This window comes from Paraburkholderia agricolaris (assembly GCF_009455635.1).
GTDB lineage: Bacteria > Pseudomonadota > Gammaproteobacteria > Burkholderiales > Burkholderiaceae > Paraburkholderia > Paraburkholderia agricolaris.
The window spans coordinates 825,495-846,757 of sequence record NZ_QPER01000002.1 but is presented as its reverse complement, the minus strand read 5'-3'; the positions used below and the strand labels follow the sequence as shown (position 1 = coordinate 846,757).

Annotated in this window: 19 protein-coding genes; 9 read left to right on the top strand and 10 right to left on the bottom strand. The window is 62.2% G+C overall.

What is annotated here, in order from left to right:
* Nucleotides 1–308 precede the first annotated feature (308 nt).
* The 3 genes from GH665_RS25270 to GH665_RS25260 form a co-directional block, all read right to left on the bottom strand.
* A complete protein-coding gene (locus GH665_RS25270; protein ID WP_153139992.1) occupies nucleotides 309–1,556 on the bottom strand; it encodes an NRAMP family divalent metal transporter in 1,248 nt (415 codons plus the stop codon).
* A 73-nt stretch (nucleotides 1,557–1,629) separates the two neighbouring features.
* Nucleotides 1,630–1,866, bottom strand: coding sequence for a hypothetical protein (locus tag GH665_RS25265; RefSeq protein ID WP_153139990.1), 237 nt, complete (start codon nucleotides 1,864–1,866; stop codon nucleotides 1,630–1,632).
* Nucleotides 1,867–1,962: 96 nt separating this feature from the next.
* Nucleotides 1,963–2,328, bottom strand: a complete 366-nt coding sequence (locus GH665_RS25260) for a hypothetical protein (protein WP_153139989.1) — start codon at nucleotides 2,326–2,328, stop codon at nucleotides 1,963–1,965.
* Nucleotides 2,329–3,346: 1,018 nt separating this feature from the next.
* On the opposite strand from GH665_RS25260, the gene GH665_RS38815 reads away from it, so the two are divergent.
* From GH665_RS38815 to GH665_RS25250, 3 genes are all read left to right on the top strand, one after another.
* Complete coding sequence (locus tag GH665_RS38815) at nucleotides 3,347–3,487, top strand: hypothetical protein (RefSeq protein ID WP_167531004.1); 141 nt, start codon at nucleotides 3,347–3,349, stop codon at nucleotides 3,485–3,487.
* Nucleotides 3,488–3,611: 124 nt separating this feature from the next.
* Nucleotides 3,612–5,261, top strand: coding sequence for an NRAMP family divalent metal transporter (locus GH665_RS25255; protein WP_153139987.1), 1,650 nt, complete (start codon nucleotides 3,612–3,614; stop codon nucleotides 5,259–5,261).
* A 493-nt stretch (nucleotides 5,262–5,754) separates the two neighbouring features.
* Nucleotides 5,755–7,263 carry an MFS transporter gene (locus GH665_RS25250; RefSeq protein WP_153139985.1) on the top strand — a complete coding sequence of 503 codons (1,509 nt, stop codon included), beginning with the start codon at nucleotides 5,755–5,757 and terminating at the stop codon, nucleotides 7,261–7,263.
* 92 nt (nucleotides 7,264–7,355) lie between these two features.
* Here the strand turns inward: GH665_RS25250 and kdgD are convergent, their stop codons facing one another.
* From kdgD to GH665_RS25235, 3 genes are all read right to left on the bottom strand, one after another.
* Nucleotides 7,356–8,273, bottom strand: coding sequence for a 5-dehydro-4-deoxyglucarate dehydratase (gene kdgD, locus GH665_RS25245; protein ID WP_153139983.1), 918 nt, complete (start codon nucleotides 8,271–8,273; stop codon nucleotides 7,356–7,358).
* A 79-nt stretch (nucleotides 8,274–8,352) separates the two neighbouring features.
* On the bottom strand, nucleotides 8,353–9,702 hold the full coding sequence (gene gudD, locus GH665_RS25240; protein ID WP_153139981.1) for a glucarate dehydratase: 1,350 nt from the start codon (nucleotides 9,700–9,702) through the stop codon (nucleotides 8,353–8,355).
* Between the two features lie 125 nt (nucleotides 9,703–9,827).
* On the bottom strand, nucleotides 9,828–11,156 hold the full coding sequence (locus GH665_RS25235; protein ID WP_153139979.1) for an MFS transporter: 1,329 nt from the start codon (nucleotides 11,154–11,156) through the stop codon (nucleotides 9,828–9,830).
* Between the two features lie 398 nt (nucleotides 11,157–11,554).
* On the opposite strand from GH665_RS25235, the gene GH665_RS25230 reads away from it, so the two are divergent.
* On the top strand, nucleotides 11,555–12,265 hold the full coding sequence (locus GH665_RS25230; protein WP_153139976.1) for a FadR/GntR family transcriptional regulator: 711 nt from the start codon (nucleotides 11,555–11,557) through the stop codon (nucleotides 12,263–12,265).
* Nucleotides 12,266–12,346: 81 nt separating this feature from the next.
* Here the strand turns inward: GH665_RS25230 and GH665_RS25225 are convergent, their stop codons facing one another.
* The 3 genes from GH665_RS25225 to GH665_RS25215 are packed head-to-tail and all read right to left on the bottom strand — an operon-like array spanning nucleotide 12,347 to nucleotide 15,380.
* On the bottom strand, nucleotides 12,347–12,682 hold the full coding sequence (locus tag GH665_RS25225; protein ID WP_153139974.1) for an AtuA-related protein: 336 nt from the start codon (nucleotides 12,680–12,682) through the stop codon (nucleotides 12,347–12,349).
* 1 nt (nucleotide 12,683) lies between these two features.
* Nucleotides 12,684–14,042: an acyclic terpene utilization AtuA family protein gene (locus GH665_RS25220; protein ID WP_153139972.1), complete on the bottom strand. Its 1,359-nt coding sequence runs from the start codon at nucleotides 14,040–14,042 to the stop codon at nucleotides 12,684–12,686.
* Between the two features lie 33 nt (nucleotides 14,043–14,075).
* Nucleotides 14,076–15,380: a CitMHS family transporter gene (locus GH665_RS25215; RefSeq protein ID WP_153139970.1), complete on the bottom strand. Its 1,305-nt coding sequence runs from the start codon at nucleotides 15,378–15,380 to the stop codon at nucleotides 14,076–14,078.
* A 99-nt stretch (nucleotides 15,381–15,479) separates the two neighbouring features.
* Here GH665_RS25215 and GH665_RS25210 point away from each other — a divergent pair, with 99 nt between their 5' ends.
* The 3 genes from GH665_RS25210 to GH665_RS25200 all read left to right on the top strand — a co-directional run bounded on the left by GH665_RS25210 (nucleotide 15,480) and on the right by GH665_RS25200 (nucleotide 18,704).
* On the top strand, nucleotides 15,480–16,367 hold the full coding sequence (locus GH665_RS25210) for a LysR family transcriptional regulator (RefSeq protein WP_153139968.1): 888 nt from the start codon (nucleotides 15,480–15,482) through the stop codon (nucleotides 16,365–16,367).
* 203 nt (nucleotides 16,368–16,570) lie between these two features.
* Nucleotides 16,571–18,034 (top strand): sensor domain-containing diguanylate cyclase, encoded by a 1,464-nt coding sequence (locus GH665_RS25205; RefSeq protein ID WP_246216365.1) that lies wholly within the window; start codon nucleotides 16,571–16,573, stop codon nucleotides 18,032–18,034.
* 163 nt (nucleotides 18,035–18,197) lie between these two features.
* The gene (locus GH665_RS25200) at nucleotides 18,198–18,704 is read left to right on the top strand and encodes a DUF2844 domain-containing protein (RefSeq protein ID WP_246216364.1); all 507 of its coding nucleotides are present in this window, start codon (nucleotides 18,198–18,200) and stop codon (nucleotides 18,702–18,704) included.
* Between the two features lie 5 nt (nucleotides 18,705–18,709).
* Here GH665_RS25200 and GH665_RS39190 read toward each other — a convergent pair whose 3' ends face one another.
* The gene (locus tag GH665_RS39190; protein WP_246216549.1) at nucleotides 18,710–18,970 is read right to left on the bottom strand and encodes a hypothetical protein; all 261 of its coding nucleotides are present in this window, start codon (nucleotides 18,968–18,970) and stop codon (nucleotides 18,710–18,712) included.
* A gap of 22 nt (nucleotides 18,971–18,992) precedes the next feature.
* On the opposite strand from GH665_RS39190, the gene GH665_RS25195 reads away from it, so the two are divergent.
* Nucleotides 18,993–20,036, top strand: coding sequence for a DUF3443 family protein (locus tag GH665_RS25195; protein WP_246216513.1), 1,044 nt, complete (start codon nucleotides 18,993–18,995; stop codon nucleotides 20,034–20,036).
* Between the two features lie 265 nt (nucleotides 20,037–20,301).
* The gene (locus GH665_RS25190; protein ID WP_153139964.1) at nucleotides 20,302–21,108 is read left to right on the top strand and encodes an alpha/beta fold hydrolase; all 807 of its coding nucleotides are present in this window, start codon (nucleotides 20,302–20,304) and stop codon (nucleotides 21,106–21,108) included.
* The last annotated feature ends 155 nt before the right edge of the window (nucleotides 21,109–21,263 follow it).

Genomic DNA, 21,263 nt, shown 5'->3' with positions numbered 1-21,263 from the left:
ACGGTGCGATAATTGCAGTGCTTTCCCGGCAATCACGCGTTCAGCATAGGGACAATGGCCTGAATCATGTTGCGCAGAACCAGTTCGCAATTTGACCGTTATATGTTGCGCGGACGCGCTCGCACACTCCTGCGTCAAGCGATCGGCTGGGCGATTTTCGTTAGCGGATTTACGGTCATGGCGACGTACCTGGTGCGGCGGCTAGTCGATGACTAACATAGCGCGAACCGCGCTCGCCATCGTTTAGCCGGCGCCCGGCAATCCGATCCTTTAGCGCCCTCATCCCCTACGGGACGATCACACCCGTTTCAGGCAATGACCCCAAAAGCGGCACCTGCAAGGCCCGCTGCACACACGACCACGGCAATCCCGGCAACGAGCCACAGGTACGCTCCACGCGGCCGGTATGGGTTAGGCAGAGCCGTAACGCTGAGTGCAATGAGTAAGCCAATCACCAGCGGCAGCATCACTGCGTTGACAACCTGCGCCGCGACATTCAGCACAACGAGATTCGGTGCCAGCCAGACCACATAAGCGCTGCCGGCGACGGATGCCACATACACGCCATAGAACCACGGTGAATGCGTGGGCCGGTCTTCAAGCGAGCGCCGGTATCCCGCCACTTCGCCAAGCCCCCATGCCAGCGACAGCGAGCAGACAATAGCGGCCACCATCGACGCACCCAGCACACCGGCGCTGAAGAGAAAACGCCCCGCGTTCGGACCTACTGCAGTCGCAAGCGCGTTGCTGATTTCGCCGACGCTTTGTAGCGCGCCCGCATTGCCGCCTCCCGACAGCGTTGCTGCCGCGGCGACGAGGACCGCCGCGGTCAGTAATTGCGTGAGCACGGCGCCCACCGCCGTTTCGACCCGAGCCACCGTGTAGTCAGCCGCCGTGAGCTTTTTATCCGCTACCGCGGCCTGCTGGTAGAAGACCATCCATGGATTGAACGTCGCGCCAATCAGTGCGGCCGCAAGATATCCAAACTGGTGATTGCCGAGCGGCAGGTCCGCCATTTGCCGGAACAGTTCGTGGACATCCGGATGAGCCTTCCATGCCACAACGAAAAACATCAATTCGAAGGCGCCAATGAAGATCGCGACCCTGTCCACGCGTCGATGCGATCCGGTGGACACGATCGCGATCAGCGCGAGAGCGGCAAGCGGCAACGTAATGGAGCGGGACACGCCATATAGCTCTCCCACGCCGGCGACCCCGGTGAATTCGGTCACCAGAGAACTCAGTACGGCGACGACCAATCCGGCCGCGGATACCCACGCCCATAGCGAGCCGAAGTGCGAGCGAATCAGTTCGCCGTGACCTCGCCCCGTAAAAATACCGAGCCGGACAGTGAGTTCCTGAACCATGTAAAGCAAGGGGATAAGGCCCAGCAGCAGCACCAGAAGTTGCAGCCCCCATTGCGCGCCGGCCTGCGCCGCCGTTACGACATTGCCTGCATCGCAGTCAGCGAGCATGACGAGCAGTCCCGGTCCGCACAAAGCAATCCAGCGCAGACGAGGCGAGACTTTTGGATTGAGCAGCGAGGAACGGGTCATGCTCTCTGGCGGAATGTGAAGGTGGTATGCCTGGTATGCGGCGACTGATTGTAGTCTCTCCGATCGCGCCGAATCATCCGGCGTCCAGCATTCTCAGTACGGCATTTCCTTCGTCCGTAATCGCGAACCTCGCTTCACCGCGCTCCGAATCGACCAGTCGGGCCAGCCCGGCTTCGCGAAGCGCCAGTACATCCTCAGTTGCGGCCCTCGCATCCACAGGTGTTTGAAGCAGCACGAGCAGCGTCGCCAGTTCATGCGCACTCAGGCATCGCCGCTCCGCGGGCGTATAGATGCGTTCAATAAGCTCCATGGTTAACCTCCTGTCTGATGCAGACGCGTTGCAGGTTGTAGATGCATGTCGTGCTGCCGGTGACCTGCATGCGTGAAGTGGCTTGACGCGGCAGCGTCAGGAGAACCACCAGCTCAGCCGTAACGAGCGACCCAACTCATCGGCGATGGACGACGTGCACAACATCGCGACTAGCACGAAAGCGGCCACCGTGACGGCGACAATCGCGTATCCGGCAGGCGTCAACGGGTTACCCGCATAGACCACGCGAAAAGCGGCGCGCGCCGCCATTTTCCCGGCCCGGCGGAAATGGCTTGCCGCAGCCGACCTCTGGCTTCTATCGGCGCGAACGGAAACACCGGCACGCGCCGCCGCCGGAACCGACGTGGAAACGGCCAGCAGATGTGCACGGGCAGCGACCCGCAGCGGGTGTGGCGCACGCACGGCGCCACCGAAAAACATAACGAATGATTTGACGAACATAAGCGCACCCCCGTCCTGCCCGGACATAGCTGGGCGACGTGTGACGACGTGACTGCATCTCGCAAGCGGACTTGCGGCAAGCGGTCAAACAAAGGGAGCGTGCTGCTGACGGACCGGCAGGGAGCCAGTCGGTAATGAAGCGCGCTAACCCGACAAAAGCGAGTTAGCGGCGAAGGAGTGTTCCTGCGGCGGCTATCTCGCGGTGACTTCGCCGGCACAGACCGGCATTGAACTTCCACTACTAGAGCATGTGTCCACAAGGGACTCCTTTTGATGAGACGGGCGGATTGTATTCGGCTCTCGATGAAAACTGCAAGTAAAAAAAACCGCCGGGACATCGTAGTCCGAATCGCCTGGCCAGAATCCCGCACCCAATGATTCTGTTTTCCGATTCCTGTTTTCAATCTCACTCCCGAGCGGTAACAGCCGCTCTTTCCTGTCAATTCTGAAAGGAAATGGGATTAAAAAATTATATTGGCTCTGCTTAGCGAATCATGTTGACTTCGGATTTGCACGACGCCTAGAATTCGAGAATCTTCACAAACGGGGCTGATGCCTTGGACACCTGCAGTAGTCGACCTTCGAATAGTTTCGCTGCCTGACTGGCAGGACGTCCGCGCTCTCTTCATCCAGCCGCCGTCTTGCCTCCCAGGCAGACGGTGCGCGCCGTAGTTACCTTCTCCGTGCACCTTTATTAGCGCCATATAGCCGCGGTATTTTCGCGTCCGTATGGCATCGCGTCGCGAGCGTCAACTCGCGGCTGCGTCCGTTCGCGCCTTGCCGATTTTCAATGGCGCAGACGGACGCGTGATCAGGCACGCCCATTGAAAACACGCGTGCCGGAACGCAGACAAGGAGCCGCCATGCCGGACAGTGACAGTTACCCCTTATGCCGCTCACCTCACCCTTTGCCTGAGGAAAGCAAGTAGACGTTCGCCGGCATGCGCATCGTGCGCCCGGCCTCCATGTCTGCTGGCTTTCCGCGAACCGCGTTAAGCCAAACGCCTGGAGAAATATCATGAACTTCGGCCTCCTTCTGTCGCAACTGCCGCACGTTGAAGAATCACGCGTCCACTACGACGCCATGCTGGCACTGCATGCCAACGAACCGCACAAGCTCGCTGTGTTCTGGCAGCGCCTTAAAGCACTCGTTTCCTAACCTCCCGCGCCCTTTCCGCCATACGCAAGCGACGCCGTCGTTCGACGGCACACGCCCTTACGTATGCCGGAGGTGCGCAATTTCCTCATTGCCCTTTCAATAACCAGAATCAGGGAAAAGAAAAATGGCCACTCCCGCTACTAACGTCTCACCGCCACGCAGCGCCGTGCTCGACTCGGCGCACATCGGCGACATCAAGGGGGCGCTCGGCACCATTGCCCATCACGACACCGCACCGCGCACCAACTGGTGGGCACGCTTCCGAACGCTCCTCGCGATCCTCGGACCTGGCCTCATCGTGATGGTCGGCGATAACGACGCCGGTGCCTTTGGCACGTACACCCAGGCCGGCCAGAACTATGGGACCACCTTGCTGTGGACCATGTTGCTGCTGGTGCCCGTTCTGTTCGTCAACCAGGAAATGGTGCTGCGTCTCGGCGCGGTCACGGGCGTGGGTCATGCACGGCTTATCTTCGAACGCTTCGGCAAGTTCTGGGGGGCGTTCAGCGTCGTCGACCTGTTCATCCTCAACGCGCTGACCATCGTCACCGAGTTTATCGGCATCACCTTCGTTCTCGACTTCTTTGGCATCTCGAAGATTCTCGGGGTCTGTATTGCCGCGGCGCTCACCATGGCCGCCGTCAGTACCGGCAATTTCAGACGCTTCGAGCGCTTCGCCGTCGTACTGTGCCTGCTGAGTTTGCTGCTCGTGCCCGTGCTGGTGTCGATTCACCCGCCGGTCGCTCAGATGACGCGCGACTTCCTCATTCCGAACTGGCCCACTCATTCGAAACTGAGCGATGTGATGCTGCTCGTCATCGGCATCGTCGGCACCACGGTCGCACCGTGGCAACTGTTCTTCCAGCAAAGCTACGTGGTCGACAAACGCATCACCCCGCGTTTCATGAAGTACGAAAAAGCCGACCTGTGGATCGGTATTGTGTTCGTGCTGATTGGCGCCGTGGCGATGATTTCGTTCTGTGCCGCGCTGTACGCCGGCAAGCCCGAATTCGGCAATTTCACGGACGCAGGCGGCGTGATCGCGGGCCTGGAAAAATACGCGGGGCGCACTTCGGCCACGCTCTTCGCCGTGGCCCTTCTTGACGCCTGCATCATCGGCGCCGCCGCGGTCTCGCTGTCGACGGCCTACGCCATCGGCGACGTGTTCAAGATCCGTCACTCGTTGCATCGTCCGGTGTCGGACGCCAAGGGTTTCTATCTCGTCTATTTCGGCATCGTTGCCGCCGCGGCCGCGCTGGTGCTGATTCCCGGCAGCCCGCTTGGTCTGCTAACCGAAGCGGTGCAAACACTCGCGGGTGTCCTGCTGCCTAGCGCCACGGTGTTTCTGCTGCTGCTGTGCAACGACAAGGCCGTGCTTGGCCCGTGGGTCAACTCGAAGAAACTCAATCTGTTCACGGGCGCCGTGATCTGGGTGCTGGTGATGCTGTCCATCATCCTGACCGCGTCGGTCGTTTATCCGGACATCACGGGCGAAACGATTCTGGAAACGCTCGCGGGCGGCACGCTCCTCGCCGTCTTCGGCTATGCCGCCACGGTCGGAATTCGTCGAGTCCGTCGCGAAGCCGCGGACGGACACGTGCAGCAGTATCCGAAGAACGCCCGCGATACCTGGCGCATGCCGCCGCTGGACGAACTGCCGCCGCCCAAACTCACGCTGAGCAAGCGTGTCTGGATGGGTGTGCTGCGAGGCTACCTGGTAGTGGCCGTCGGCCTCGTTGTTCTGAAGGTCGTGCAGATGACGCTGCTGAAATAAACTCGTTCTGCTTTCGAGCGGGGTGATGACGCTGCTGGCACTCGCGTCTCCATACGATATCTGCCTGCCGCCCACGGTAAGTACCGCGCACCGTCTCCACAGACGGCCCGCCTGACAACGCAATGCCACGCAAAGTGTCGTCGCATTGCCTCATCTACGGGAAGTACTGCGTGGGGGAGGCGCTGCGAGGCCGATAAGCGTCGAACGTCGGTGAAATACTGAATAAGCCGCCATCAACAGACGTCATATATCAACCTGCACCTACTCTGCCGTGCCCGCGCGCACGGCATTTTTTCGCGTCGAATGCCTTAAAATTAATCACAGATAGGGGGAAACCCGTATAATTCAGGATAAGAGGTCAGACAACTAGTGGGTATACCACGCGTCAAGACCCGGGCCCGCGCTGCGCGGCGCCTGCCCTGAAAAGCTCTCCTTTCCCAGACCCGTGAACCCGACTGCGACTGCCCTGCCCTTCCGGAACGCCCTGCTAGCGATGCTCGGCATCGGCCTTGTCAATATGCTGGTCGCACTCGACCAGACCGTCGTCAGCACCGCGCTGCCTTCGATCGTCGCCGAACTGCACGGCTTCGAGTACTACGCATGGATTGCCAGCGCGTACCTGCTGGCGTCAGTGGTGACCGTTCCCGTGTTCGGCCGTCTCGGCGACTACTTCGGCCGCAAGCGTTTTGTGATCGCCGCGGTCATTACGTTCACCGTGGCGTCGGTGCTCTGCGGCGTCGCGAACGACATGCTGTTCCTTGTGATCGCACGCGGCTTGCAAGGCGTCGGCGGCGGGATGATGGTAGGTACCGCGTTCGCGTCGATTCCGGATCTGTTCCCCGATCCTCGCGCGCGGGTGCGCTGGCAGGTGGTGATGGCGGCCGCGTACGGAATCGGCACCGCGGCGGGTCCGTCGCTGGGCGGCTGGATGAGCGAGCACTGGGGCTGGCGCTCCACCTTCCTGATCAACCTGCCGGTCGGCGCCGCGGCGCTCTATTTCATCTGGGCGCATCTGCCCAACCTGCAGCGGCCGCACGAGGGCGAGGTCAAGATCGACTGGCTCGGTGCGGCATTAGTCGCCATCGTACTGGGTGGCTTTCAGGCGCTCATCGAAGCCGTGCCGAAGCATGGTTTGACGACCGGCAACCTGACGCTGGCGGCCTTCGTGATCGCGAGCGCCGTTGCGTTGCTGGTGTGCGAAAAACGCGCCACGCATCCAATCATTCCACTCGACCTGTTCAAGGACGCGCAACTCGTCACGCTGTTCATACTCGGTTTCCTGTCCGGCTTCGTGATGTTTTCGCTGATCTTCTTTGCGCCGCTGCTGCTGCAAGGCGGCTTCGGCTTGTCGCCGCAACAGGCGGGTCTGCTCGCCACGCCGATCGCCGCCTGCATCGCACTCGGCAGCCTGCTGAATACGCGCATCGTCATCCACATGAAGAAGCCCACGCGGATTCTGTCGATCGGGTTCGCACTGCTGCTGTTCGCCGCGATCGCGCTGGCGTTCGCCAATCCGCAGACACCGCACGTGTGGATCGAATTGCCGATGGCGGCCGTCGGTATCGGCCTGGGTTTCATCCTGAACAATCTGAATGTGTTCGGCCAGGAAATTGCCGGGCGCGAACGCTTCGGCATCACGACGGCGCTGCTTCAGTCCACGCGGATGGTGGGTGGGATGCTCGGCACCAGCATTGTGGCAACCGTGGTGCAGCATCACTATCGCGACGTGGTGACGCGCACGATGAGCGTGCTCGGCGAGCCGGCCGTTTCGCAATGGCAGCCGCGTTTCGTCGATCTGCGCATCCTGATCGACGAAGCATCGCGACTGAAACTGATTGCGGATATGAAGCCGTCGGGCCTCAATACGCTCGCGTTGATCGACACGGCACGCGATGCGCTGGTGCAGTCGATTCATATCGGCGTGTGGCTGACGGCGGTAGCGGCACTGGCCGCTGCGCTGCTCGTGCAGCGCATCTCGCACGTGGTGTTTCGCAAGAGCTGAACGCGGCGTGGCCGCGATCGTTTCGCGGCTGCGGCCCGCGCCGCTTCTTGCATCGGTTATTGCAGCACTTATTGCACCGGTTATTGCACCGGTTATTGCGCGCCGAGCTTCCTGATCAGCACGTCGAGTTGCGCCATTTCCTCTTCGGTCAGATCGGTCAGCGGCGCGCGCACCGGGCCCGCGCCGTGGCCGACCAGCTTCGCGCCGGCCTTCACGATACTGACCGCGTAGCCTTGGCGGCGGTTACGGATCGCCAGATACGGCAGGAAAAATTCATCGATCAGCTTGCCGACGGTAGCGTGGTCGTCCGCGGCAATCGCACGGTAGAAATCCATCGCGGTCTTCGGGATAAAGTTAAAGACCGCCGACGAGTACACCGGCACGCCCATCGCCTTATAAGCCGCAGCGTAGATTTCCGCGGTCGGCAGGCCGCCGAGGTACGAGAAACGCTCACCGAGACGCCGGCGAATCGTCACCATGTTCTCGATTTCACCCACGCCGTCCTTGAAGCCGATCAGATTCGGGCAACTGTCCGCGAGACGTTCGAGCATATCCGCGTTCAGCTTCGAATTCGCGCGGTTATAGACGATCACGCCGATGTTCTTCACCGCCTTGCAGACCTGCTCGACGTGCGCGGCAATGCCTTCCTGCGACGCCTCGGTCAGATAGTGCGGCATCAGCAGCACGCCGCTTGCGCCAAGACGTTCGGCCTCCTGTGCATATTCAATCGCAACGCGCGTCGGGCCGCCCGCACCGGCGAGAATCGGCACCTTGCCGCGGCAGGTATCGGTCGCCGTGCGAACCACCTCCGTGTAGTCGCTTTTGGTCAGCGAGAAAAATTCGCCCGTGCCGCCCGCGGCGAACAATGCCGTCGCGCCATACGGCGCGAGCCATTCGAGGCGCGCAGCATAGGTATCGGCGCGGAAATCGCCCTGTTCGTCGAAGTCGGTCACCGGAAACGACAGCAGGCCTTCCGAGACGATCGCTTTGAGTTCTTGAGGTGAGGTCATGGCGTGAATGGCGTAGTAGCGTAAATTTTGTCGGTGAAAACGAGCGGCGGCACCCGGCGCCGCTCAAATCATAAAAGACTCAGCGCACCAGACACGGGCGCTTGTTGTCGAACTTCCAGTTCGGAATCAGGTATTGCATGGCCACGCCGTCGTCGCGCGCACCGAGGCCGTGTTGCTGATACAGCGCATGCGCCTTCTCGATCTCGTCCATATCCAGTTCGACACCGAGGCCGGCAGCCTGAGGCACCTTGACCTTGCCGCCGACGATCTGCAGCGGCTCACGCGTCAGGCGCTGACCGTCCTGCCAGATCCAGTGCGTGTCGATCGCCGTAATCTTGCCGGGCGCCGCCGCCGCGACATGCGTGAACATCGCGAGCGAAATGTCGAAGTGATTGTTCGAGTGCGAGCCCCAGGTGAGCCCCCATTCATTGCACATCTGCGCCACCCGTACCGAACCCTGCATGGTCCAGAAATGCGGATCGGCAAGCGGAATATCCACCGACTGCAACTGGATCGCGTGGCCCATCTGACGCCAGTCGGTCGCGATCATGTTGGTCGCCGTCGGCAAACCGGTCGCGCGGCGGAACTCGGCCATCACCTCGCGGCCCGAATAACCATTCTCCGCGCCGCACGGATCTTCCGCGTAAGCCAGCACGTCGTGCTTGTCGCGGCACAGGCGCACCGCTTCCGCGAGCGACCATGCGCCGTTCGGGTCGAGCGTGACGCGGGCGTTGGGGAAACGCTCGGCGAGCGCCGTGACCGCTTCGATTTCGGCGTCGCCGGACAACACGCCGCCTTTGAGTTTGAAATCGTTGAAGCCGTAGCGCGCCTGCGCTGCCTCGGCGAGCCGCACGACGGCCTCGGGCGTCATCGCTTCTTCGGTACGCACGCGCTCCCAGTCGTCGCGCCCATCCGCGCCGCTCGCATAGGGCAGATCGGTTTTCTTGCGGTCGCCGATATAGAACAGATAACCGAGCATTTCCACTTCGTCGCGTTGCTGGCCTTCACCGAGCAGCGCCGCGACGGGCACGCCAAGATGCTGACCGAGCAGATCGAGCAAGGCGGCTTCGAGCGCGGTCACCGCGTGAATGGTGGTGCGCAGATCGAAGGTCTGCAGACCACGGCCACCGGCATCGCGATCGGCGAACTGGGTACGCGCTTTGTTCAGGATAGCCTGAAGATTGCCGATCGACTGACCGACGACCAGCGGACGCGCGTCGTCGATGGTCTGGCGGATGCTCTCGCCACCCGGCACCTCGCCGACGCCCGTGTGTCCGGCACTGTCGCGCAGAATGACGATATTGCGCGTGAAGAACGGGCCATGCGCGCCGCTCAGATTCATCAGCATGCTGTCACGGCCGGCGACGGGCACGACGCGCAGCTCGGTCACGATCGGCGTAGCGTTCGATTGGGATGAGTTCGTGGACATGAGAATGGACCCGGTAGAGTTAGCGAGCCAGCAGGTGGGCGTCCGCGCGCTGGATTAGCGCGCTTGGGACCCGTGCCGGGCAGAAAGTGGGAAATGCGTGATTCATGATTGGCGATTTTCGCTGGTCAGTGGGCTTTGCTATGCAAAGACTCCGGCAACGCGTCACGATTCACACGGCGAGTGCGGGTCAGGAAACCGGCCGCCGCCGCGATCAGCGAAGCCACGCCCAGAGCGTACAAACCGCCAGTAATTGAGCCGGTGTGCTGCTGCAAATAACCGAACGCGGCCGGTGCGAAAAAACCGCCGAGGTTGCCGACCGAGTTGATCAGCGCGATCACGGCTGCGGCAACGCGTGCGTCGAGATAACCCTGCGGAATCGGCCAGAAAAGCGACGAGGCCGCCTTGAAACCGATTGCCGAGAAACAGATAGCCACGAAAGACAGTACTGGATTACTCGAAGTCGAAGCGAACAACCCGCACGCCGCAATGACGAGCGCTACCGCCAGCCACGCCTGCTGGAAACGCCATTTCGCCGACAACACCGCGAAGCAGTACATCGCGACCATGGCGATGAGCCACGGGATGGTATTGAACATGCCGACTTCGAAGTCCGAGAGTCCCCCCATCTTGCGAATGATCGTCGGGAGCCAGAACGTCGCCGCGTAGATAGTCAGTTGAATCGCAAAGTACAGAAAACAGAATAGGAGAATCTGCGGGTCTTTCAGCAGCTTCATCGGGGGTAGATGCGCTCCGCCATGCGCCTCGCGCTCGGCCTGCTCCGCGGCGATCGAGCTGGCGAGAACGGTCTGCTCCTCCGCCGTCAGCCACGAGGCATCGCGAATACGCGACTTCAGCAGCACCCAGCTCACGCCGCACAGCACGATTGAAAAACCGCCCTCAATGAGAAACATCCATTGCCAGCCTTGCAAGCCGAGGCCGCGAATCGACAGCAAACTGCCGGTGATCGGCCCGGACAGCACCGACGCCAGCGCGGAGCCCGAGAGAAAAACCGCCACGGCCTTGCCCCGCTCTTTCTGCGGCAGCCATTGGGTGAAGTAAAACACCACGCCCGGAAAGAAGCCGGCCTCAGCGATGCCGAGCAGGAAACGCAACACGTAGAAGGACGTATCGTTCCAGACGAACGCCATGGCCGCCGCGACCAGCCCCCAGGTGCCCATGATGCGGGTCAGCCAGGCGCGTGCGCCGTACTTCTGCATCAATACGTTCGACGGCACTTCGAACAGCGCATAGCCGACAAAGAACAACCCGCTCCCCAGACCGTACGCGGCAGCACCGATGCCGAGGTCCGCCTGCATGTGAGAATTGACGAAGCCGATGTTCACGCGGTCGATGTAGTTCGCGATGAACATGATCAGAAACAGCGGCAAGATGTGCCGCTTGACCTTCGAGACCGCGGACTCGAGCGGGTCGGCGGCGGTAAGAGCAGATGTCAAGGTTGTCTCCAGTTCCGGCCACTCCGGCGGCCTGCTCCGAAATACGTGATACGTTGTCTGACGACAGTCTACCCGCTTCTTTCCATCGCTTCCAATAAGGTGTTTACCCTGCCACTTGATCCATACTCCGACCGGGTATAGTGGATACCGCGACAAGCGCGGCATTCTTACCTCGGAAAATGCCAATCCAAAATAAGACGTCCGACAACAAGATGTAATCCGCTTGCAGCAGAGGCCCCAAAGAATCGATCCGTCGCCGCGCGCCTCCCGGGAGCGAGTGTTTCGAGTCGCGATCATTCGGACTGACGCTATGATGGCTATGTCGAACCGTCATATGACTTCACTCGCACCCGCTACGGGTGTATTTCCAGCCGATCAGATTAATCAACAAACCGTAAATGAGCAGCCTGACTGAGAAGGTGGTGGCCAGCCTTTCCGACGAAATCCGCCGCGGCGCCCTGAGGCCGGGAGACCGCATCCCTACGGAAGTCGCCATGATGAAGCAGCTCTCGGTGAGCCGCTCCGTGGTTCGCGAGGCGATCTCGCGCCTGCAGGCGGCTAAAGTGGTCGAGACGCGTCACGGCATCGGCACGTTCGTGCTGGAGCCGGCCACGGAACAGTCGATGCAGTTGCCCGCCGCCGACCTCTCCAGCATGCTGGACGTGATGGCAATCATCGAATTTCGCATCGATGTGGAGGCTGCTTCGGCTGCGCTCGCCGCGGCACGGCGCACCGAGCAGAATCTCAAGCAGATTCGTGCCGCACTGGAACGCTTCGAGTCGGAACTCGAACGCGGGAGTACGGACACGCTCGCGCATGACATCGAGTTTCATCTGCAGATCGCCCGGGCAAGCGGCAACCGCTATTTCTTCGATGTGCTCAGTCAACTCGGCCGCTCGGTGAGCCCACGCACACGGCTCGGATCAGCCGAGATCGCGGAGCTCGATCATATTGAAACCTTGCGCAACGTGCTCAGCGAGCACCAGATGATTTACCGGGCCATCGAACGTCAGGACGCCGACGACGCACGCGCCGCGATGCGCATGCATCTGAGCAATAGCCGCGAGCGGCTTCGGCGCGCGCATGAGTCGAGCAAGGCGGCCGGCTAAGCCCAATATCAGGCCTATCAGATTCACCAGTGGCAACCTGAACCGGCTCAGCGCTTCATGCTGCCTGGCCCTGCAAACTATCTAGGGTGCCGGCACATAGCCAACCCCAGCCGGCTCCTCCACCTCCAGCCCCATCAAGGCCGAACTCAACGATTTGCCATGCGCGTCCAGCGCCAGCGAGCGCGTTACGCCTCCGCCGAGCGCCTCGCCGAGTACGAAGTTGAACGCGGCAATGCCGGGCAATTCGTAACGCACGACGCTGCCGCGCACCACCTCGCCGAGGTACGCCTTGACCCGCTCAGCGCTCAACACCGCTCGCAGATGCTCATAGTGTCTGGCGTCGTAACAGATGACGGAGATATTCAGCGTATTGCCCTTGTCGCCAGTCCGCGAATGCGCAAGTTCACGTAGTTTCATGTCACGCCTCCACCAGCGAGAAAGTGGGCCTGGCGTGCTCACGTGGCAGCAACACCGATTGCACCGCGACGACTTCGCGTGCCGACTTCGTCACGCCGCCACCGCCCGCCGGTCCGTTCGTGTAAAGCGTCTCCACCTCGTTGCCGATCCGTACCGCTTGCGCCAGCGAGTCGGCGCGACCCGCGACCCGTGCCCGGACCTCATAGGGCTCGGCGTGGTCGACCGCCAGCGCTTCGCCATGCAATGCATTCACGCCGATCAGATCGAAACGCAATTCACGCGTATCCACACCGGTCAAGGCGAGCCTTTCCCGCACAATATCGAGCGCGAGCCGGGCACGTGCCAGCGCGCCGGGACCGCCATACGAAATCTGCCCCTCGCCGATATAGCCATCGAAATAAGCGACCGACACCTTCAACGTATCCGTACGCGGTGCGCCACGTCCACCGCTCACGCGAATGCGATCCGGCGCTTCCTGCGCGACACGCACCTGCGTGAAATCGGCAACCACGTCCGGTTGCAGATAGCGCTGCGGATCGTGAATTTCATACAGCAGTTGCTCCTTGCAGCTTGCTTCGGTCACTCGTCCGCCGGCCTGCGCGAGCTTGGTGATGATCATCGACCCGTCCTGCCCGACTTCGGCGATGGGAAAACCGAGCCGCGCGAGATTCGGGACGTCCTTGAAACCCGGGTCCGCAAAATAGCCTCCGGTGATTTGTCCCGCGCATTCGAGCAGATGGCCGATCACGGTTGCCTGCCCGAGCGTTTGCCAGTCGTCCATCCGCCAACCGAATTCGTGGATCAACGGCGCGACGAACAGCGACGGATCGGCGACGCGTCCGGTCAGCACGATTTGCGCGCCGGCCGCCAGCGCCTCGACAATCGCCGCCGCGCCGAGATAGGCATTCGCGGAGACGAGGCGATCCTTGTACGACGCGACGCTTTCCCCGGATTCCTCGAAGCGGAAATTGCCCTGCCGTACCACGTCGAGCACATCGTCGCCGGTGACGGCGGCAATCTTCACCGGACCGAGGCCGAGCGAGTGCGCGATCTCGGCGGTCTTCTTCGCCGCCGCGAGTGGATTGGCCGCACCCATGTTCGACACGATCCGCACGCCGTTGCGAATCGCAGCGGGCAGCACGGCCGCCATGCGCGTTTCGAGCAACGGGTCGTAACCCTGTTCGGGATCTTTGCTGCGCGCCTGCTGCGCAATCGCGATGGTGCGCTCGGCGAGGCATTCGAACACCAGGTAATCGAGCGCGCCATGTTGCGCCAGTTCGGCCGCCGGCTCGATACGGTCGCCGGAATACCCCGCGCCCGCGCCGATTCGCACCGGCCGTCTATGTGGAGTCGTTGTCATGATGATCGCGTCCGTTCAGTGAAGCCGTGCGGCTCACAGTGAGAATATCCCCAGCACGACGCAGGCAATCGTCATCACGATCGAGGCGCCGAACAGCAAGGGAAACGTAAATTTCTGGTGATCGGCAAGATCGATGCCGCACAAGCCGACTACGAGGAACGTCGCCGGCGTAAGGGGGCTGACCGGAAAGCCGGTCGTCATCTGCCCGAGCAGCGCGGCCTGGCCGACGTGCACGGCGGGCACGCCGAGTTGGCCGGCCACTTCGGCAATCACCGGCAACACGCCGAAGTAAAACGAGTCCGGATCGAACAGCATGCTGAGCGGCATCGACAGCACGCCGAGCACGACGGGAATGTGCCCCGCCATCGCGGGCGGCACGAAACCGACGGCCGCCTGTGCCATCGCTTTCAGCATGCCGCTGCCCTGCATCACACCGGTGAACACGCCGGCCGCGAGCAGAATGCCGGCCATCATCAGCGCGGCGCGCGCGTGAGCGTCGATCCGCTTGCGCTGCATGTCGACGTTCGGATAGTTCACCATCAACGCGACGCATAGCCCGACCATGAACATGATCGCGGGCGGAATCTTCTCGCCCATCACGACCATCGTGCCGAGTACGACCAGTGTCAGGACGATGTTGAACCAGAAGTTTTTCGGCCGGCGCAAGGCTTGCTCCTCCGGCGTCAGCTTGCGCTCCGGCATCGGTATCGCAGCGCTCGCGGCGCTGAGACCCAGCCGCTTTTCCTCGCGCCGCCCAAGCCAGAATGCCACGCCGAAAACGAACACCAGCCCGATCAACTGCACGGGAATCAGCGGATTGAACAGCGCCGAAATCGGCAGATGCAGCGACGCCGACGCGCGGATCATCGGCCCGGTCCACGGCAGAAAGTTGATGCCGGCGGCCATCGAAACGGCCGCGGCCAGCACGCGCCGGTCCATCTTCAGACGATCGTAGAGCGGCAGCATCGCGGGAATCGTGACGAGAAAGCACACCGCGCCAGAGCCGTCCAGGTGAATCAGCAGCGCGAGCACGGTGGTGCCCATCACGATCCGCGTGGGCCGCGTACCGACCGCGCGCAGGATGCGGTCGATGATCGGATCGAGCGTGCCGGCGTCGGTGATGGTGCCGAAGTAAAGAATCGCGAAGACGAACATCCCGACCACGGGCGCGAGGCTCTTGAGCCCGTCGATCACGAACTTGCTGGTCTGAAAGCCGAACCCGCCGAGGAGCGACGCCGCAATCGGCACGATGATGAGCGCCACCAGCGGCGACATCCGTTTCGACAGAATCGCGCCGAGCAGCACGACGATGGTAGCCAGCCCCAGTAGTGGCAGCATGTGCTTGTCTCCAATGTTGTTTTTTACTGCGATCGAGCGTAAGTTCGGGGCAATAATAAATCAATTGAAATGAATTGATCGCAGCAATCACAAACCATTATGGATCTGAATCTTCGGGATATCCGCGCGTTCATCGCTGTCGCGCAAACGGGTAGCTTCACGCGTGCGGCGGCACGGTTGCACCTGTCACAACCGGCCTTGACGGTGCAGATTCGCCGGCTCGAGGAAACCGTCGGCATGCGCCTGTTCGATCGCAACAGCCGCAATGTCGCGCTAACGCCGACCGGCCGCGAACTGCTGCCTCTGCTGCAAAAGTCGCTGCACGATATGGAACATGTGCTGATCGACGCCCGTGCGCTCGGCGAGGGAACCAGCGGCACGGTGCGCATCGCGTGCCTGCCGACTTTTGCGGCCAGCGTCTTGCCCGAACTCGTACAGGACATGAAGAAGGCTGTGCCGCGCGTGAACTTCCATGTGCGCGACGTGGTGGCCAGCGTGGTCAACACGCTGGTGCGCAACGAGGAGGTCGATATCGGGCTGACTGGCGGTACGCTGGACGATAGCGCCTTCGAAGTCCTGCATGCGGGTATCGATCGGCTGGTGGCGGTTTTTCCGAAGCGCCATGCGCTGGCGCGGCGTCGGCGCATCACGCTGGCCGACCTCGCCGCGGTGCCGCTCGTGCTGACGGCCCCAGGCACGAGCGTGCGGGCCGTGGTCGATAGCGCCTTTGCCAACGCCCGCTGCGCGCCGGAGATCGCCTGTGAGCCGACCTACATGATGAGCGCCGTCGCGATGGTGCGCGCCGGGCTCGGCGTGACCATCCTGCCGGCTTCGGCTCGCGAGGTCAGAGCGGAGCCTGAGTTGGTGGTTCGTCCGGTTGACGATCCCGCCTTCACCCGTCCGATCGCCCTCATCAAGAAACGCGGCAGGACCCTGCCGCCCGTCACGGAAACCTTCGTCGCCATATTGCTCGACAGGCTCGATTGACCCCCATGCGTATTCAATGATTCAATCGACCATGCAACCGGACTGAGACAAAGTCCTATGCAGCACGCCGGCTCTGAACCGGCCATCCAGGGGGAGTCAGGCACGTGTCGAATGGACAGGTTCTTACCTTGCGGTACCGCTCGGCCAGATGGTTTGGGGGGACCCGCAAATGGATCGCCTGGACAATCGGCCGGCATCCCCTGTTGGCTGGTCTGTCCGGCATGCTTGCCGCCATCGTCATGGCCGCTCTGACTTTCGTCGCGCTCTATAACAGCCGCGAAGACGAATTCCGCCATGCCATGGACAATTCGCGCAACCTCGTCGCGATTATCAGCCGCGACCTTGCGCGTAATGTCGCCCTTTACGATCTGTCGTTGCGCGGCGTGGCGTCGGACGCCGAACGCCCGGAAACATGGACCCTGTCGCCCTACTTGCGCCAGCGCGTATTGTTCGATCGTGGACTGGGTTCGCCGATCTCCGGCGACGCTTATGTTCTCGATGCGCAAGGCCGTGTCAAAGCGTCGAAAAGCGGCAACACTTACCCCGGGCTGTCGTTCGCGGACCGCGACTACTTCACCGTGCAGCAGAACAACCCCTCGGTGGGCCTCTACATTTCGCATCCCTATCCGTCGCAGGTCCGCGGCGGCGCGCTGGCGGTTGCACTGTCAAGGCGTATCGACACGGCCCAGGGTGCATTCGACGGCATTGCTCTCGTCAGCATCCGGATCGAGTACTTCGAACATCTGCTCGACAATATCGATCTCGGCCCCAACGGCGGCGGCTTTATCGTGCTCGACAACGGCACGCTCCTCGCGAGCCGGCCGCCGGCGCGCCGTGGCATCGGCTCGAACTATGCGGGTACGGCAAATTTCGCCGGCATCGCGAACCACCCGTCCGGCAGCTTCGTCTCGGACGGTTCGCTGGATGGCATCTCGCGCCTGTACACCTACGCCCACGTGCCGGGCACACCCCTGATCGTCGGTATCGCGCCCGCCGTGGAAGACGTGCTGACCGACTGGCGCAAACGCAACATGCTGGCCGGCGCGATGACGGTTCTGTTCGGCGGCGCGTACGTGATCGTGGCGTGGCTGTTTGCCTTCGCGCTGCGCGACAAGGTGCGCGCCGAGGCCGAATTGCAGCGCATCGCCGAAACCGATGCGCTGACCGGCTTGAGCAATCGCCGCGCTTTCGACCAGCGGCTTGCGCAGGAATGGCTGCGTTCGCAGCGCGAGCAGACGCCGCTCTCGCTGCTGTTCATCGACATCGATCACTTCAAACGCCTGAACGATACCTACGGCCACGCGGCGGGCGACGAGGTGTTGGCCGAGGTAGCCGCGCGCATCATGTCGGGCACCCGGCGCGCGGTGGATCTTGCCGCACGCTATGGCGGCGAGGAGTTCGCGGTGGTGTTGCCGAATACATCGCTCGACGGCGCGGTCAAGGTCGCGGAAACGATCCGTGAGCGCATCGAGGCGGCAGGACTTGCGAACAAGGACACTGAACGCGGCCACGTGACGATCAGCGTGGGCTGCGCATCATGCATGCCGCCCGGGGGCGGCAGCGCGGCCGCCCTGCTTGCCGCGGCCGATACCCAGCTGTACGCCGCAAAGGCCGCTGGACGCAATCGCGTGGCGTGGCAGCCGGGTGCTGAACAATATCCGGCTTGAATATCGCTGATTTTCCGCCAGGCGATCTTTCATTTTCAAACAGAACCCGAATCGCCTCGCTATTCGTTTGTTTTAATCGACCAGACTCAAGCTAGTATTAGCATCGCGCGGACGCGAGGATAACGTTCGCGCGCATTTTCCAAAAATCGCCGAAGACCAAAAAATGATAATCAGTCAATTTCGAATGCTCGTGGTGGCCACTGCCTCATTCGCCGCGGCCGTTCCAGCATACGCAGGGTTGGGCGGCGCGCCGACCTACCCCGTAACCGCCAGCAGTACCAGTGCAGGGGCACTGAGCCTGGGCGGCGCCGCCGTGGCGCGCTACGCGGCAAGCGGCAATGCGGCCGCGCCGGCTTACACCGTGAGTCAGACCACGCTGCCGTCGGGTACGGTGGTGAACGAGTACATCACGGCGGCCAACACCGTGTTCGCGTTGAGTTGGGAAGGCCCGACCATGCCGCCGCTCAAGACGCTGCTCGCCACTTACTTCCCGTCTTACGTGCAGGGCCTCACCGACGCACATGCTGCGCAAGGCGGCGGCTACGGAGCAGCCGTCGTGCATCAGTCGGCGCTGGTCGTGGAGACCGGCGGCCATATGGGCTCCTTCGTTGGGCGAGCCTATCTCCCGCAAGCGTTGCCGCAAGGCGTGAGCGCTGACGACATCAAGTAAGTCTATTAAAAATCAATCGAGAGAATAAAAGTGCGCAAAATCGCATGGATCATTGCCGCGGCGCTCGGGCTCAGTCTGGCTGCCTGCGGTGGCGGCGGGGGCAGCAGCAGCGGTAACAGCAACACGGCGGCAAATGCACCGGCCGCCGTCAATTCGCCCGCCCCGTCGAACACCGTCACTTCGACACCTAACGTCCTCGCGGCGGACGCTTCGGCGGTGCCTACCACCGTCGGCCCCGGCAATACGATCGGGGTGACGGTCAGCAAAACGGGCATCCACAATCAGCCCATGGTCACCGTCACGCTCTGCACCCCAGGAACCAACGCCAGCGGAAACTGCGTGAAGATTCCGAATGTGATCGTCGATACCGCGTCGTTCGGGCTGCGTCTGGTCAGCTCCGCGATTCAGCCATCCACCTTCAGCACATTGACAGCCGAAAAAGATCAGACGAGCGGCCTGCCGCTCGCCGAATGCGCGCTGTTCGGCAGCGGCTACGCGTGGGGGACTGTCCATTACGCGGACGTGTCGCTTTCGGGTGAGACGGCCACGAGCGTGCCGATCCAGGTGATCGGCGATGCCACGCTGACGACCGCCGCCCCGTCCGAGTGTCAGGTTGGCCGTCCGCTGGTCACCACGGCCGATCTCGGTGCAAACGGGATTCTCGGCATTGGCGTGAGCCCGAACGACTGCGGTCTGGCGTGCCAGCAAGGACCGGTGTCGACGTTCTACTACACCAACGCCGGCGTCGGCACCGCGGTGCCCGTCAACGGACAGATCACCAACCCGGTCTCGATGTTCGCGCAGGACAACAACGGCGTGATTCTGGAGATGGCCCAGGTTTCCGACACCGGCAGCCCGACCGCTCAGGGCACGCTGGTGTTCGGCATCGACACGCAGGCCAACAACGCGTTGGCCGGCACGAGCGCCACGTTGATGAAGACGAATGAAAACGGCAACTTCACGTCGGTGTACAACGGAACCGCGCAGACCAGAACGTTCTTCGATTCCGGCTCGACGGTCATGTTCTTCCCGGACCTGAGCATCCCGATCGACAGCGCGAGCGGCTATTACGCCCCCGCGACGACGGTGGGCCGAACGTCGATACTGGTAGGAGCCAGCCCGGCGAGCACGGTACTCGGTTTCAATATTGCAAACGGCGTGACGCTGAACGCATCGGGAAATAACGCGTTCAATAATCTCGGCATCTATATGACGCGGCAGTTCGACTTCGGCATGCCGTTTTTCTATGGCCGGCACGTGTACTACGGGATTTCGGGCAAGGGATCCACGGGTGGCGGCACGGGGCCTTATGTAGCGTACGTTTCGAGCTAAGTAGCGAGGGGTCCCGCGCGGCGGCTATCGGTGCAGGCGTCGATAGGCCGTTGTGCGGGACGTCGTAATGCGAAGCCGGAAAGGGTGAGGCGAGCCGATGCCGGTGGACTCGCGTTGGTCCTGCTGGGTCTCGGCGTGGCAAACTTCGCTGCCACCCTGCCGGCCGGGTGACTGCTGAAGCGCAACCTGCTGCGTGACACGGGTGCCGATGCCGGCGCTGGTTTGCGTCCGGGTGCAGCAAGGATCACCGCAAAGGAACCCACCCATGGAATTCCACGACGACGACCTCGCCCATTTCGAAACTCATGGCGCTGCCCCGCTGCCGGTTTCGAACGACCAAGGCTACGTCGAGCACGAAGGCGCGCGGATCTGGTACGCGTCATATGGGACCGGCAAACCGGTCATCCTGCTGCACGGCGGTCTGGGGCACAGCGGCAACTGGGGCTATCAGGTCCCGGCGCTGGTCAGTTCCGGGCACCGCGTGGTGGCGATCGACAGCCGCGGCCATGGCCGCAGCACCCGCGATGCGCGCCCCTATAAGTACGAGTTGATGGCCACCGACGTTCTGGCCGTAATGGACACGCTGCAACTCGAGCGCGCCGCCATGGTCGGCTGGAGCGATGGCGCCTGCGTCGCCATGGTGCTGGGCAGCCGGGCTCCCGAGCGGGTTGCCGGCGTGTTCTTCTTCGGCTGCAACATGGATCCGGGTGGGACGAAAGCATTCGTGCCCACGCCGATCATCGACCGGTGTTTCGCGAGGCATGCCAAGGACTATGCCCAACTCTCGGCCACACCCGACGACTTCGATGCATTCGTTGGCGCAGTCAGCGAAATGATGCGAACCGAGCCCAACTATTCAGCGCACGATCTGGCCGCGATTCGCGTGCCGGTTGCCATCGTCCAGAGCGAGCACGACGAATTCATCAAACCGGAACACGCCGACTACCTCGCCCGCAGCATTCCAGGCGCGGCGTTGATTCTCCTGCCCGGCGTGAGCCATTTCGCCCCGCTGCAACGGCCGGCGCAATTCAATCACGTAATGCTCGCTTTTCTGAAGCGCGTGCTTCCCTGAACCGGGCGATCAGGCGCAACGTTTGGCTGTGCCGCGAATGCATGGCGCCCCACTATGTGGTCAGCACGCGAAAATTTCACGATGTGGCATGAGCCCTTGCTTCGTAAAAAATCGTGGTGCGTGGCACAAATTTGCCATTTCGCAATGTCGCCCCA